This window comes from Pseudomonas sp. CVAP#3, assembly GCF_018986375.1.
Lineage (GTDB): Bacteria > Pseudomonadota > Gammaproteobacteria > Pseudomonadales > Pseudomonadaceae > Aquipseudomonas > Aquipseudomonas helvetica.
In genome coordinates this window covers 1-14,221 of sequence record NZ_JAHMSC010000005.1, presented here as the reverse complement: position 1 = coordinate 14,221, position 14,221 = coordinate 1, and the positions used below count along the sequence as shown (strand labels likewise).

Sequence of the window (14,221 nt, the reverse complement as noted above, 5' to 3'; positions counted from 1 at the left end):
ATGAGCTTAAGAAATATCTATATAAATCATAAATTTAGCTAACAAATAAGACGCTTTTCAACAAAACGGTACACAGGTTATCCACAGAACCTCAGACAGCCTCTTTATCCGCCGCAGCAGGCAGTGGCGGTAGCGAGCCCATGTCTCGTTGGGTCTGTTCGTTCCAGGCCGCAGCACGGTCGTTGAGCTCGGCAATCGCTCGTGGGCCGCTGCCTTCGGCGTACATCGGCGCACCAATGACAACGGTGATGGTGCCAGGTGTTTTCAGCCAACCGGTTTTCGGCCAGAACTTGCCGGCGTTATGCGCGATTGGCAGCACAGGCAACTGCGCATTGACCGCCAGCGCCGTACCACCACGAGAGAACTTGCCCACCGTGCCGAACGGAACGCGGGTGCCTTCCGGGAAGATCAGCACCCAGACATTGTCCTTGAGCAGTTCATCGCCCTTCTTCGCCACATGCTTGAGCGCGGCTTTCGGGTTGTCGCGGTCGATGGCGATCGGTCGCAACATGGCCATCGCCCAGCCGAAGAACGGCACATACAGCAGTTCGCGCTTGAGCACCTGGCTCAACGGCTCGAAGTAGGCCGACAGAAAGAACGTCTCCCAGGTGCTCTGGTGGTTCGACAGAATCACGCACGGCTGGTCAGGGATGTTTTCGGCGCCTTTGACTTCATAGTCAATGTCCAGGAACACCTTGCTCAGCCACAGCGCGCAGCGGCACCAGTAGACGTTGATGAAACGGTAGCGCGCCTTGAACGGTAAAAAAGGCGCGATAAAAAAGCTCAGGCTGCACCAGAGCAACGAGCTGGTGCCCAGCAGCAGGTAAAAAAGAAAGGTTCTGATTGCCTGCAAGATCGACATAGCGGCATTTGCCTATTAAAAGTGCGCCCCCGAACAGTCCTTGATCAGGATGTCAGAATCGCCCTAGTTGTGGATAAGTTCTGCGGCAATCGCCGCCAGATCGTCAAAAATCAAAGTACCTACCGGTAGGGTCAAGCCCTGAGTCTTTCCGCCTTTCCCGGTTTTTACCAAAACTGGCTGACAGTCGACGGCTTTTGCCGCCTCCAGGTCACCGAGACTGTCGCCGACGAACCACAGGTTTGTCAGCGCCACGTCGTAATGTGCGGCAATGGTTTCAAGCATGCCAGGTTTGGGCTTACGACAGTCGCAGCCCTCGTCCGGCCCATGCGGGCAATAGACGATCAGCCCGACCTCACCACCCTGCTCCGCCACCAACGTGCGCAAGCGCTCGTGCATGGCGTCGAGGGTGGCGACATCGTAGTAGCCGCGAGCAATGCCGGACTGGTTGGTAGCGACAGCTACCGTCCAGCCGGCCTTGCTCAACTGCGCGATGGCTTCGATCGAGCCCGGGAGCGGAATCCACTCTTCCACCGACTTGATGTAAGCGTCGGAGTCGTAATTGATCACTCCGTCCCGATCGATAATCAGCAGTTTCAACAGCAGCTCCTCAGCCCAGCAACGAGATGTCGGCAACGCCGAGGAACAGACCGCGCAAACGTGCCAGCAACGCATAACGGTTGGCGCGGACCTTGGCGTCTTCCGCGTTGACCATCACGGCTTCGAAGAACGCATCGACCGGCTCGCGCAACGCGGCCAGACGCGCCAGCGATTCGCTGTACTGACGGGCTGCAGCCATTGGCTGCACCGCTTGATCCGCTTGCTGGATCGCCGAGTACAGGGAGAATTCGGCGGCGTTGTCGAAGTACTTGGCTTCAACGGTGCTCGGCACGCTGCCTTCGATTTTGCTCAGCAGGTTCGACACACGCTTGTTCACAGCGGCCAATGCAGCGGCTTCCGGCAATTTGCGGAACGCTTCCACCGCTTGTACGCGCTGATCGAAGTCCAGCGCCGAGCCCGGTTTCAGGGCACGAACCGACAGGTAAGTGGCCACATCCACGCCTTCGTCTTCGTAACGGGCACGCAGACGGTCGAAGACGAACTCCAGCACTGAATCAGCCAGGCCGGCAGCCTTGACCTTGCTGCCGAACGCATTGACAGCGAATGCCACGGCGTCGGTCAGGTCTAGGTCGAGCTTCTTGTCGATCAGGATCCGCAATACGCCCAGCGCAGCACGGCGCAGGGCATACGGGTCTTTGCTACCGGTTGGCAGCATGCCGACACCAAAGATCCCGACCAGGGTGTCGAGCTTGTCGGCGATGGCCACGGCCGCACCGGTCAGGGTGGTCGGCAGTTCAGCGCCGGCACCGCGCGGCATGTACTGCTCGTTCAGCGCCAGTGCGACATCTTCCGGCTCGCCATCGTTGAGGGCGTAGTAGTAACCGGCGACACCTTGCATCTCCGGGAACTCACCGACCATCTCGGTTGCCAGGTCGCACTTCGACAGCAGGCCTGCGCGCGCTGCCCACGCGGCGTTGCCGCCAATGCGTTGAGCGATGAATGCGGCCAGTTTTGAAACGCGCTCGGCCTTGTCATAGACGCTGCCGAGTTTTTCCTGGAACACCACGTTTTGCAGGCGCAGGTTGAAGTCTTCGAGTTTCTGCTTCTTGTCTTGCTTGAAGAAGAATTCGGCGTCGGTCAGGCGTGGACGAACCACTTTCTCGTTACCGTCGATGATCTGCTGCGGGTCTTTGCTCTCGATGTTGGCCACGGTAATGAAACGTGGCAGCAACTTGCCGTCGGCATCCAGCAGGCAGAAGTACTTCTGGTTGTCCTGCATGGTGGTGATCAGGGCTTCTTGCGGCACATCGAGGAAGCGCTCCTCGAACGAGCACACCAGCGGCACTGGCCATTCCACCAGCGCGGTCACTTCATCGAGCAGGTCTGGCGGAACGATCGCGGTCCCTTCCTGACGAGTGGCCAGTTCGGCGGTACGCGTGCTGATCAGCTCGCGGCGCTCATTGGCATCGGCCAGTACGTAGGCTGCGCGCAGGTCGTTCAGGTAGTTGGCTGGCGAAGTGATGCGCACGCTTTCCGGGTGATGGAAGCGGTGGCCACGGGAATCGCGACCGGCCTTCTGGGCGAGGATGGTGCAGTCGACCACCTGGTCGCCGAGCAGCATCACCAGCCATTGGGTTGGGCGAACGAATTCTTCCTTGCGAGCGCCCCAGCGCATGCGCTTGGGAATCGGCAGGTCGTTCAACGAGTCTTCGACGATAGTCGGCAACAGGCTGATGGTCGGCTTGCCGGCGATGCTTTGGCTGTAACGCAGCTTCGGCCCGCTTTGATCGATTTCGCTCAGCTCTACGCCGCACTTCTTGGCGAAGCCCAGGGCGGCCTGGGTCGGATTGCCTTCGGCATCGAAGGCGGCCTGACGTGGCGGGCCATCGAGGTTGATGCTGCGATCCGGCTGTTGAGTGGCCAGTTTGGTGATCAGCACGGCCAGACGACGCGGTGCGGCGTAGACCTGTTTGGCTTCAAAGCCCAGGCCAGCGGCCAGCAGGCCCTTCTCGATACCGGCGAGGAACGCATCGGCCAGGGTGTTCAGGGCCTTGGGTGGCAGCTCTTCGGTGCCCAGTTCAACCAGGAAATCTTGAGCACTCATTGTGCAGCCTCCAGCTTAGCCAACACTTCATCACGCAAATCCGGGGTCGCCATCGGGAAGCCCAGCTTGGCGCGAGCCAACAGGTAGGCTTGAGCAACGGAACGCGCCAGGGTGCGAACACGCAGAATGTATTGCTGACGCGCAGTCACCGAGATCGCCCGGCGTGCATCCAGCAGGTTGAAGGTGTGCGAGGCCTTCAGGACCATTTCGTAGCTTGGCAGCGGCAGTGGTTGATCGAGTTCGATCAGGCGCTTGGCTTCGCTTTCGTAGAAATCGAACAGTTCGAACAGTTTCTCGACGTTGGCGTGTTCGAAGTTGTAGGTCGACTGCTCCACTTCGTTCTGGTGGAACACGTCGCCGTAGGTCACTTTGCCGAATGGACCGTCAGCCCAGACCAGGTCGTAGACCGAGTCCACGCCTTGCAGGTACATGGCCAGACGTTCGAGGCCGTAGGTGATCTCGCCGGTCACCGGGTAGCACTCGATGCCGCCCGCCGCCTGGAAGTAGGTGAATTGCGTCACTTCCATGCCGTTGAGCCAGACTTCCCAGCCCAGGCCCCAGGCACCGAGGGTCGGCGATTCCCAGTTGTCTTCGACGAAACGGATGTCGTGCACCAATGGGTCCAGGCCCACGTGCTTGAGGGAGCCCAGGTACAGTTCCTGGAAGTTGTCCGGGTTCGGCTTCAGGACTACCTGGAACTGGTAGTAGTGCTGCAGACGGTTCGGGTTTTCGCCGTAGCGGCCGTCAGTCGGGCGACGACTGGGCTGCACATAAGCGGCGTTCCAGGTTTCCGGGCCAATGGCGCGCAGGAACGTGGCAGTATGGAAAGTGCCGGCGCCTACTTCCATATCGTAGGGCTGAAGTACCACACAACCTTGCTCGGCCCAGTATTGCTGGAGGGCGAGGATCAAGTCTTGGAAGGTACGCACGGCTGGCGTAGGCTGGCTCACGAAATTCACCTGTTTCTTGGGCTGCGATTTAAAGAGCGGGAGTATACCCGATTCATTCGTCCGCACGCCCCCTGGAGCCTTATGCCACGCTGCTTTTGGTGTTCCGAAGATCCGCTGTACATGGCTTATCACGATCAGGAGTGGGGCGTACCGCTACGCGATGCGCAGCGCTTGTTCGAGTTGCTTTTGCTCGAAGGGTTCCAGGCCGGCCTGTCATGGATCACCGTGCTGAAGAAACGCGAGCGCTACCGTGAGGTGTTGTTCGGCTTCGATGTACAACGGGTGGCGCAGATGAGCGACGCCGAAATCGACGATTTGATGCTCGATCCGGGAATCATCCGCAACCGTCTCAAACTAAACGCCGCACGCCGCAATGCCCAGGCCTGGATGGCGCTGGAGGACCCGGTGGCGTTGCTCTGGTCGTTTGTCGGCGGCGTCCCGAAGATCAATCATTTCAAGGATCGCAGCGAAGTGCCGGCCGTGACGCCGGCCGCCGTGGAGATGAGCAAAGGTCTGAAAAAAGCCGGCTTCACGTTTGTCGGCCCAACCATCTGCTATGCCTTGATGCAGGCCTCGGGCATGGTCATGGATCACACCACCGATTGTGATCGTTACGCCATCTTGCGCAGTGGGCGGTTAGAATAGCCGGCTCGCGACAAGGTTCATGACGTCGGTTCAGAAGATCAGGAGTGACCTGTGGATAAGTTTAAAGGCGCCTTGCTGGTAGGCGCTCTGCGTTTGTTTGCCTTGCTCCCGTGGCGGGCGGTGCAAACGGTAGGCGCGGCGATTGGCTGGGTCATGTGGAAAACCCCCAACCGTTCCCGCGATGTGGTGCGCATCAACCTCGCCAAGTGCTTCCCCGAAATGGACGCCGTCGAGCGTGAGCGTCTGGTCGGGCAAAGCCTGATGGACATCGGCAAATCATTGACCGAAAGCGCCTGCGCCTGGATCTGGCCGGCCCAGCGCTCCATCGATCTGGTGCGTGAAGTCGAAGGCCTCGATGTGCTCAAGGACGCGCTGGCCTCGGGCAAAGGCGTGGTCGGCATCACCAGCCACCTGGGCAACTGGGAAGTGTTGAACCACTTCTATTGCAGCCAGTGCAAACCGATCATTTTCTACCGTCCGCCCAAGCTCAAGGCGGTGGATGAATTACTGCGCAAGCAACGGGTGCAATTGGGCAACCGCGTGGCAGCTTCTACCAAGGAAGGCATCCTCAGCGTCATCAAGGAAGTGCGCAAAGGTGGTGCAGTGGGGATTCCGGCTGACCCGGAACCGGCCGAATCCGCCGGGATCTTCGTGCCCTTCTTCGCCACCAAGGCTTTGACCAGCAAGTTCGTGCCGAACATGCTCGCGGGCGGCAAAGCGGTCGGCGTCTTCCTGCACGCCCTGCGCCTGCCGGACGGTTCAGGCTACAAAGTGATCCTGGAAGCCGCGCCCGAGGCCATGTACAGCACCGATACCGAGACGTCTTGCGCGGCCATGAGCCAGATCGTCGAGAAATATGTGCGGGCTTACCCGAGCCAATACATGTGGAGCATGAAGCGCTTCAAGAAACGCCCGCCGGGCGAAGAGCGCTGGTATTGATCCAATTGGCATGATCTGTGGATAACCTTGGGCTGGGGTTATCCACAACCGTTCAATCAAGGGCGCAGAAGATGTCCGAACACCGTAAGTCATTTCGAATCAAGATTCAGCACGAGAGCTTCGGCGAGTGCCTGGGTCAGACTCGCAACCTTTCCGCCAGCGGCGTCTATGTGAAGCATCCGACGCTCGCGGCGTTGGCCAAGGGCGCCGTGGTCTATGGCCAGGTGCAGGGTTTGCCGTGCGGTGCGCCGCGAGTGCGCATGGAAGTGGTGCAGGTCGACGCTGAAGGCATCGGCCTGCGTTACCTTTGAACTGGGCGTTTTTTGATCAGTTACCCAACCGGTCAAGCTTCTTCAGAAACACCGTCATTTCCTTTTCCGCCTGCTTGTCGCCATGCGCGCGGGCGGCTTCCAGGCCCTGCTCCCAGGCCTGACGGGCGGCTGCATGGTTTGCCTGCGCCAAATAAGCCTTGCCCAGCAACTTCCAGGCTGCCGAGTATTTCGGATCGAACTCCACGCAGCGGGTGAAATGCTCGGCCGCCTTGGCATGTTCGCCCAGATCCAGATAACCCTTGCCCAGACCGAAGCGCAGCAGCGAGTTATCCACACCCTTGGCGAGCATTTTTTCCAGCGATTCGATCATCTTTGGGCTCCTTGAATGGGTGTCGAATGGCTTCCGTGGCGAGGGAGCTTGCTCCCGCTCGAGCGCGAAGCGGTCGCAACTCAGCTGACTCGATGTGTCTGAAAGAACATAGTTGCAGATTTTGCGACTGCTGCGCAGCCGAGCGGGAGCAAGCTCCCTCGCCACAATTGCGCACAGATCAGAAAAAGCTCAACCCCACGTGGAACAACTTCTCCACATCGCGAATATGCTTTTTATCCACAAGGAACAGAATCACATGGTCGCCGGCTTCGATCACGGTGTCGTCGTGGGCGATCAACACTTCTTCGTCGCGAATGATCGCACCAATAGTAGTCCCCGGCGGCAGGACGATGTTTTCGATGGCCTTGCCGATCACCTTGCTCGACTTTGCGTCACCATGGGCAATCGCCTCGATGGCTTCTGCCGCACCGCGACGCAGTGAGTGCACGCTGACGATATCGCCCCGGCGCACGTGGGCCAGCAAAGTGCCGATAGTCGCCAGTTGCGGGCTGATGGCGATGTCGATGTCACCGCCCTGGATCAGGTCGACATAGGCCGGGTTGTTGATGATGGTCATCACCTTCTTCGCGCCCAGGCGTTTGGCCAACAGCGACGACATGATGTTGGCTTCGTCGTCGTTGGTCAGCGCCAGGAACAGATCGGCGTCGGCGATATTCTCTTCCAGCAGTAAATCGCGGTCCGAGGCGCTGCCCTGCAACACCACGGTGCTGTCGAGGGTGTCCGAGAGGTAACGGCAGCGCGCCGGGTTCATCTCGATGATCTTCACCTGATAGCGGCTTTCAATCGCCTCGGCCAGCCGCTCGCCGATCTGCCCGCCACCGGCGATGACGATGCGTTTGTAGCTCTCGTCGAGCCGGCGCATTTCGCTCATCACGGCGCGAATGTTCGCTTTGGCCGCGATAAAAAACACTTCGTCGTCGGCTTCGATCACCGTATCGCCTTGCGGCAGGATCGGTCGATCACGACGGAAAATCGCCGCCACGCGGGTATCGACGTTCGGCATGTGTTCGCGCAACTGGCGCAATTGCTGCCCCACCAACGGTCCGCCGTAGTAGGCCTTGACCGCCACCAGTTGGGCCTTGCCCTCGGCAAAATCTATCACCTGCAATGCACCGGGGTGCTCGATCAGGCGCTTGATGTAATGGGTCACCACTTGTTCGGGGCTGATCAGCACGTCGACCGGAATCGCGTCGTTGTCGAACAGGCCGGCGCGGGTCAGGTACGCGGCTTCGCGCACCCGGGCGATCTTGGTCGGCGTATGGAACAGGGTGTGCGCGACCTGGCAGGCGACCATATTGGTCTCGTCGCTGTTGGTCACCGCCACCAGCATGTCGGCGTCGTCGGCACCAGCCTGGCGCAGCACCGTCGGGAACGAGCCGCGACCTTGCACGGTGCGGATGTCGAGGCGGTCACCGAGATCCCGCAGGCGTTCGCCGTCGGTATCGACCACGGTGATGTCGTTCGCTTCGCTGGCCAAGTGTTCCGCCAGCGTACCGCCGACCTGCCCCGCGCCGAGGATGATGATCTTCATCCGGTCACTCCCTTGAAGTCCGCTTAACCGCGCGCGGCGGCAATCTTGATCAGCTTGGCGTAATAGAACCCGTCGTGACCGCCCTCTTGTGCCAGCAACTGGCGGCCATGCAGTTGCTTGATGCCGGCCTGGCTGGCGATGTCCAACTCGCGAGCACCCGGAGTTCGGGCGAGGAACGCTTCGATGACTTCGGTGTTTTCGGTCGGCAAGGTCGAGCAGGTGGCGTAGAGCAGGATGCCGCCGACGTCGAGGGTCGGCCACATCGCGTCGAGCAGTTCGCCCTGAAGCACCGCGAGCGCAGCGATGTCATCCGGTTGGCGGGTCAGTTTGATGTCCGGGTGGCGGCGAATCACGCCGGTCGCCGAGCAGGGCGCGTCGAGCAGGATGCGCTGGAACGGCTTGCCGTCCCACCACGCCTGAGTGTCGCGGCCGTCGGCGGCGATCAATTCGGCGCTGAGGCCCAGCCGCTCAAGGTTTTCCCGCACGCGAACCAGACGCTTGGCTTCCAGGTCCACGGCCACTACGCCGGCCAGTTTCGGCTCGACTTCGAGGATGTGGCAGGTCTTGCCGCCCGGTGCGCAGCAGGCGTCGAGCACCCGTTGGCCTGGCGCCAGGTCCAGCAGGTCCGCCGCCAGTTGCGCGGCTTCGTCTTGCACGCTGATCCAGCCTTCGGCGAAACCCGGCAGTTGGCGCACATCGCCTGGTGTGTCGAGCACGATGCCGTCCCGACTGAACACACACGGTTTGGCCGCGACACCGGCATCGCTCAGCAAGGCGAGGTAGGCATCGCGGGTGTGATGACGACGGTTGACCCGCAAAATCATTGGTGGATGCGCGTTGTTCGCGGCGCAAATGGCTTCCCACTGTTCAGGCCAGAACGCCTTGAGGGATTTTTGCAGCCAGCGCGGGTGCGCGGTGCGCACCACCGGATCGTGCTCAAGCTCGGCCAGCAGTGCTTCGCTTTCACGTTGGGCACGGCGCAGCACGGCGTTGAGCAGGGCTTTGGCCCACGGTTTTTTCAGCTTGTCGGCGCAACCCACGGTTTCACCGATGGCGGCGTGGGCCGGGACACGGGTGTACAGCAACTGGTAGAGGCCGACCAGCAACAGCGCTTCGACGTCAGCATCGGCAGCTTTGAAAGGCTTTTGCAGCAGCTTGGCAGCCAGTGCCGACAAGCGCGGCTGCCAGCGGGCGGTGCCGAAGGCCAGGTCCTGGGTGAAACCGCGATCGCGGTCTTCGACCTTGTCCAGTTGCGTCGGTAATGAACTGTTCAGCGAAGCCTTGCCGTTAAGGACGGCGGCCAGGGCCTTGGCGGCGGCCAGACGCGGGTTCATTGGGCGTCCACCGCTTGGCCCAGGACGGTGCCCACGGCAAATTTCTCACGACGGCTGTTGAACAAGTCGCTGAAGTTCAGCGCCTTGCCACCAGGCAATTGCAGGCGCGTCAGGCACAACGCCTGTTCACCGCAGGCGACGATCAAGCCGTCTTTGCTGGCGCCGAGGATCTCGCCCGGTGCGCCCTTGCCTTCGGCGAGGCTGGCCGCGAGTACTTTCAAGGCTTCGCCATTGAGCGTGCTGTGGCAGATCGGCCACGGATTGAACGCGCGAACCAGACGCTCCAGCTCAACCGCTGGGCGGTTCCAGTCGATGCGCGCTTCGTCTTTGTTCAGTTTGTGAGCATAAGTAGCCAGGCTGTCGTCCTGGATTTCGCCTTCCAGCGTACCGGCGGCCAACCCGGCAATCGCCTGAACCACTGCTGGCGGGCCCATCTCGGCGAGACGGTCATGCAGGCTGCCACCGGTGTCATCAGCGCTGATCGGCGTGGTGACCTTGAGCAGCATCGGCCCGGTGTCGAGGCCGGCTTCCATGCGCATCACGGTCACGCCGCTTTCACTGTCACCCGCTTCGACGGCGCGCTGGATCGGCGCCGCACCACGCCAGCGTGGCAGCAACGAGGCGTGGCTGTTGATGCAGCCCAGACGCGGAATATCCAGCACCACTTGCGGCAGGATCAGACCGTAGGCAACGACGACCATCAGGTCCGGCTTGAGTGCGGCCAGTTCGGTCTGGGTCTCGGCGTTGCGCAGGGTCGGCGGTTGCAGCACCTGGATGTTGTGCTCCAGAGCCAACTGCTTGACCGGGCTCGGCATCAGCTTTTGCCCACGACCCGCCGGGCGATCCGGTTGGGTGTAGACCGCAACGATCTCATGAGGGCTGTCGAGCAGGGCCTTGAGGTGTTCGGCGGCAAATTCGGGGGTGCCGGCAAAGACGATGCGCAGTGGCTCAGTCATGGGAATTCTCGGTTGAAAATACGCGGAAAAGAAAAAGGCTTGCCGCAGCAAGCCTTTGTAAGAAGGGCATCAAGCGTTCTGGCGATGGAGCTTTTCCAGTTTCTTCTTGATCCGGTCGCGTTTGAGCGTGGACAGGTAGTCGACGAACAATTTGCCGTTGAGGTGGTCGCATTCATGCTGAATGCACACCGCCAGCAGCTCTTCGGCGATCAGCTCGAACGGCTTGCCGTCACGGTCCAGGGCCTTGATCTTGACCTTCTGCGGGCGATCGACGTTTTCGTAGAAGCCCGGTACCGAAAGGCAGCCTTCCTGATACTGGCCCATCTCGTCGGTCAGGGTTTCGAACTCGGGATTGATGAACACCCGAGGTTCGCTGCGGTCTTCGGAAAGGTCCATGACCACGATACGTTTGTGCACGTTGACCTGGGTCGCCGCGAGGCCGATGCCGGGTGCTTCATACATTGTTTCAAACATGTCATCGACCAACTGCCGCACTTCGTCGTCCACTACGGCCACCGGTTTGGCGATAGTACGTAGGCGCGGGTCGGGAAATTCGAGGATGTTCAAAATAGCCATAAGCGTAATTGCTGCACGTGTGAAGTAAAGTCAGGGCCGATTGCCTGGCGGGTCCGAAGATGCAGGCTACCGTTGTAAAACGTAGCTCCCTTCTTTCTCATTAGCGAGGGGGAGCGAGCCACGGGGGCTCTGGCGTTCTACTCGAATGCACATAATAAAGGGATTCACCGCATGAGGAAATCACTACTCGCCTTGCTGCTTCTGGCCTCGGCCGGTTTCGCACACGGACAAGTGCAACTCAAGGAAGGTTTTCCACAGCATTACACCGTGGTGGCGGGCGACACACTTTGGGACATCTCAGGGAAATACCTCCGCGAACCCTGGAAATGGCCCGAACTCTGGCAGGCCAACCCGCAAATCGAAAACCCCAACCTGATCTATCCCGGCGACTCGCTGTCACTGGTCTACATCAACGGGCAACCGCGCCTGACCCTCAATCGCGGGGCTTCACGCGGCACTCTCAAGCTTTCGCCACAAGTGCGCAGCACGCCGATGGCCGACGCCATTCCGAGTATTCCGTTGCGCTCGATCAACAGTTTCCTGTTGAGCAATCGCATCATCGACAACGTCGAAGACTTCAACAAGGCGCCGTACATCGTTGCCGGCGACGCCGAACGGGTACTCAGCGGCATGGGCGATCGCATCTACGCACGCGGCAAGTTCGACCCGGCGCAGTCGGTGTACGGCATTTTCCGTCAGGGCAAGGTCTACAGCGACCCGCAAAGCAAAGAGTTTCTGGGGATCAACGCCGACGATATCGGCGGCGGCGAGATCATCGCCACTGAAGGCGATGTCGCCACCCTCGCCTTGCAACGCACTACTCAAGAAGTTCGACTCGGCGACCGCTTGTTCAGCGGCGAAGAACGGGCGATCAACTCAACCTTCATGCCCAGCGCGCCGAAAACCGATATTCACGGCTTGATCATCGACGTGCCACGCGGTGTTACGCAGATCGGTGCGCTCGATGTGGTCACTTTGAACAAGGGCCAGCGCGACGGCTTGGCCGAAGGCAACGTGCTGGTGGTGATGAAAACCGGTGAAACCGTACGTGACCGGGTCACGGGCGAACAGGTGAAAATACCGGATGAACGCGCCGGTTTGCTGATGATCTTCCGCACCTATGAAAAGCTCAGCTATGGCTTGGTGCTCAACGCTTCGCGCTCCCTCGCGGTGATGGACAAGGTGCGTAATCCGTAAAAGACTCAACAAGTTACCAACAGACTTATCCACAGCTTGTTGCTGATTCAACACGACCAATAACGATCAAGGATGATCTTATGCCGCTGTTCGCACCTACGCAGGTTTCACCGGCGGAACTGGAAGCGCGTTTGCGTTTGCATCGTCTTCCGGAGCTCGGCCCTCGACGTTTTCAAAAGCTGCTCGAAGCTTTTGGCTCGGCCTCAAAAGCCATCAGCGCACCAGCCTCTGCCTGGCGTGCGTTGGGGTTGCCAGCGGCGTGCGCCGACGCTCGGCGTAGCCCGCTTATTCGTGATGGCGCCTACCACGCATTAGCCTGGCTAGAGCGCGAAGGCCAGTATTTACTGATGGTTGACCAGCCGGGCTACCCGGCTCTGTTGGCAGAAATCAGTGACCCGCCACCGCTGTTATTTGTCGCGGGCGATCCGGGCATTCTGGAAAAACCGCAGCTGGCGATGGTCGGTAGCCGACGCGCATCGAGGCCGGGGATGGACACCGCCACGGCGTTTTCCCGCAGCCTGGCAGGCGCCGGTTTTGTCATCACCAGCGGCTTGGCATTGGGAATCGATGCGGCAGCGCATCAAGCCGCGCTGGACGTCGGAGGGCAGACCGTCGGAGTGCTCGGCACCGGCCTGGAAAATTTTTATCCACAGCGCAATAGGCGGATTGCCGACGCGATGATTGCGCAAGGCAGTGCAGTGGTTTCCGAGTTCCCGCTGGACGCCGGACCGCAGGCCAGCAACTTCCCGCGGCGCAATCGGATCATCAGCGGTTTATCCCTCGGCGTGCTGGTGGTCGAGGCCAGTGTCGCCAGCGGCTCGCTGATTACCGCGCGGCTGGCGGCGGAACAGGGGCGCGAGGTGTATGCCATTCCAGGATCGATCCATCACCCCGGGGCTCGTGGTTGCCACCAGTTGATCCGTGACGGCGCGGTGTTGGTGGAGACTATCGAACATATCCTCGAAGGCCTGCGTGGTTGGCAGAATCTGCCGTTATCCACAGAAACAGCGGCGCCCATCGATCATCCGTTGCTGTGCCTGCTGTTCGCCGCCCCGCATACCAGCGAGGGCCTGGCCGACGCGGCGGGATGGGCGTTGCCGAAGGTATTGGCGGCGCTGACGGAGCTTGAAATGGAGGGTCGGGCGGTGAGCGAAGGCGGACGCTGGTTTGCGCGCGTAAGCTAGCTTCATGAAAGATCGGTAAACTGCGCACAGCCTTATTTTGGAGAGTCGGTAATGGTCAACAGTTGGCGTGTGCAACAAGCCGCACAAGCGATTCGCGCAGGGGCGGTGATTGCCTATCCAACCGAAGCGGTCTGGGGCCTGGGTTGCGACCCGTGGGATGAAGAGGCGGTGTATCGCTTGCTGGCGATCAAGGGCCGTTCGGTGGAAAAGGGCCTGATCCTGGTTGCCGACAACATTCGCCAGTTCGACTTCCTGTTCGAAGACTTCCCGGAACTGTGGATGGATCGCATGGCCAGCACCTGGCCGGGGCCGAATACCTGGCTGGTGCCCCATCAAAACATGCTGCCGCAATGGATCACCGGGGTCCACGAGACCGTGGCGTTGCGGGTTAGCGATCACCCGCAGGTGCGGGATTTATGCGCGCTGGTCGGGCCACTGGTGTCGACTTCTGCCAACCCGCAAGGCCGACCGGCAGCGCGTTCGCGAATTCGCGTCGAACAGTATTTCCGCGGGCAAATCGATCTGGTGCTGGGCGGGAATCTGGGCGGACGGAAAAACCCGAGCCTGATTCGCGATCTGGCGACCGGCAACGTGGTGCGCCCAGCCTGAGGCCTTGTGGTGAGGGGGCTCAATGATCGTTCCCACGCTCTGATCTGACCCCAAAAAGCTGGACGTTTACATGTCTATGCCTGAGCGGCCTGAGTTCTGTATTCAACAGGACT

At 60.4% G+C, this 14,221-nt stretch carries 15 protein-coding genes; 6 read left to right on the top strand and 9 right to left on the bottom strand.

Translation table 11 applies throughout. The features are described 5' to 3' along the window. Positions 1 to 91: 91 nt before the first annotated feature. The 4 genes from KRR23_RS10685 to glyQ all read right to left on the bottom strand — a co-directional run bounded on the left by KRR23_RS10685 (position 92) and on the right by glyQ (position 4,474). Positions 92 to 862 carry a 1-acyl-sn-glycerol-3-phosphate acyltransferase gene (locus tag KRR23_RS10685; RefSeq protein ID WP_216742476.1) on the bottom strand — a complete coding sequence of 257 codons (771 nt, stop codon included), beginning with the start codon at positions 860 to 862 and terminating at the stop codon, positions 92 to 94. A 63-nt stretch (positions 863 to 925) separates the two neighbouring features. Then, positions 926 to 1,465 (bottom strand): D-glycero-beta-D-manno-heptose 1,7-bisphosphate 7-phosphatase, encoded by a 540-nt coding sequence (gmhB, locus tag KRR23_RS10680; protein WP_216742694.1) that lies wholly within the window; start codon positions 1,463 to 1,465, stop codon positions 926 to 928. Positions 1,466 to 1,469: 4 nt separating this feature from the next. After that, positions 1,470 to 3,524 (bottom strand): glycine--tRNA ligase subunit beta, encoded by a 2,055-nt coding sequence (gene glyS, locus KRR23_RS10675; RefSeq protein WP_216742475.1) that lies wholly within the window; start codon positions 3,522 to 3,524, stop codon positions 1,470 to 1,472. Then, a complete protein-coding gene (gene glyQ / locus KRR23_RS10670) occupies positions 3,521 to 4,474 on the bottom strand; it encodes a glycine--tRNA ligase subunit alpha (RefSeq protein ID WP_031319418.1) in 954 nt (317 codons plus the stop codon). The genes glyS and glyQ overlap by 4 nt, the downstream gene beginning before the upstream one ends. 81 nt (positions 4,475 to 4,555) lie before the next feature. Here glyQ and tag point away from each other — a divergent pair, with 81 nt between their 5' ends. From tag to KRR23_RS10655, 3 genes are all read left to right on the top strand, one after another. Further along, complete coding sequence (gene tag / locus KRR23_RS10665) at positions 4,556 to 5,119, top strand: DNA-3-methyladenine glycosylase I (RefSeq protein WP_216742474.1); 564 nt, start codon at positions 4,556 to 4,558, stop codon at positions 5,117 to 5,119. Positions 5,120 to 5,170: 51 nt separating this feature from the next. Beyond that, positions 5,171 to 6,058, top strand: a complete 888-nt coding sequence (locus tag KRR23_RS10660) for a lysophospholipid acyltransferase (RefSeq protein ID WP_216742473.1) — start codon at positions 5,171 to 5,173, stop codon at positions 6,056 to 6,058. 71 nt (positions 6,059 to 6,129) lie between these two features. Continuing rightward, positions 6,130 to 6,369 (top strand): PilZ domain-containing protein, encoded by a 240-nt coding sequence (locus KRR23_RS10655; RefSeq protein WP_054594888.1) that lies wholly within the window; start codon positions 6,130 to 6,132, stop codon positions 6,367 to 6,369. A gap of 16 nt (positions 6,370 to 6,385) precedes the next feature. On the opposite strand, the gene KRR23_RS10650 is transcribed toward KRR23_RS10655, so the two are convergent. The 5 genes from KRR23_RS10650 to def form a co-directional block, all read right to left on the bottom strand. Further along, positions 6,386 to 6,700 (bottom strand): tetratricopeptide repeat protein, encoded by a 315-nt coding sequence (locus KRR23_RS10650; protein ID WP_216742472.1) that lies wholly within the window; start codon positions 6,698 to 6,700, stop codon positions 6,386 to 6,388. A gap of 178 nt (positions 6,701 to 6,878) precedes the next feature. Further along, positions 6,879 to 8,252, bottom strand: coding sequence for a Trk system potassium transporter TrkA (gene trkA, locus KRR23_RS10645; protein WP_054594890.1), 1,374 nt, complete (start codon positions 8,250 to 8,252; stop codon positions 6,879 to 6,881). 23 nt (positions 8,253 to 8,275) lie between these two features. Continuing rightward, positions 8,276 to 9,586, bottom strand: a complete 1,311-nt coding sequence (rsmB, locus tag KRR23_RS10640; RefSeq protein WP_216742471.1) for a 16S rRNA (cytosine(967)-C(5))-methyltransferase RsmB — start codon at positions 9,584 to 9,586, stop codon at positions 8,276 to 8,278. After that, positions 9,583 to 10,542, bottom strand: a complete 960-nt coding sequence (gene fmt / locus KRR23_RS10635; RefSeq protein ID WP_216742470.1) for a methionyl-tRNA formyltransferase — start codon at positions 10,540 to 10,542, stop codon at positions 9,583 to 9,585. Before fmt ends, rsmB begins: the two co-directional genes overlap by 4 nt. 69 nt (positions 10,543 to 10,611) lie before the next feature. After that, positions 10,612 to 11,118 carry a peptide deformylase gene (def, locus tag KRR23_RS10630; protein WP_216742469.1) on the bottom strand — a complete coding sequence of 169 codons (507 nt, stop codon included), beginning with the start codon at positions 11,116 to 11,118 and terminating at the stop codon, positions 10,612 to 10,614. Between the two features lie 171 nt (positions 11,119 to 11,289). Between def and KRR23_RS10625 the strand changes: the two genes are divergently transcribed. The 3 genes from KRR23_RS10625 to KRR23_RS10615 all read left to right on the top strand — a co-directional run bounded on the left by KRR23_RS10625 (position 11,290) and on the right by KRR23_RS10615 (position 14,108). Next, positions 11,290 to 12,315, top strand: a complete 1,026-nt coding sequence (locus KRR23_RS10625; RefSeq protein WP_216742468.1) for a LysM peptidoglycan-binding domain-containing protein — start codon at positions 11,290 to 11,292, stop codon at positions 12,313 to 12,315. Between the two features lie 80 nt (positions 12,316 to 12,395). Next, positions 12,396 to 13,499: a DNA-processing protein DprA gene (gene dprA / locus KRR23_RS10620; protein ID WP_216742467.1), complete on the top strand. Its 1,104-nt coding sequence runs from the start codon at positions 12,396 to 12,398 to the stop codon at positions 13,497 to 13,499. A gap of 51 nt (positions 13,500 to 13,550) precedes the next feature. Beyond that, positions 13,551 to 14,108 carry an L-threonylcarbamoyladenylate synthase gene (locus KRR23_RS10615; RefSeq protein WP_054594896.1) on the top strand — a complete coding sequence of 186 codons (558 nt, stop codon included), beginning with the start codon at positions 13,551 to 13,553 and terminating at the stop codon, positions 14,106 to 14,108. Positions 14,109 to 14,221: the final 113 nt, after the last annotated feature.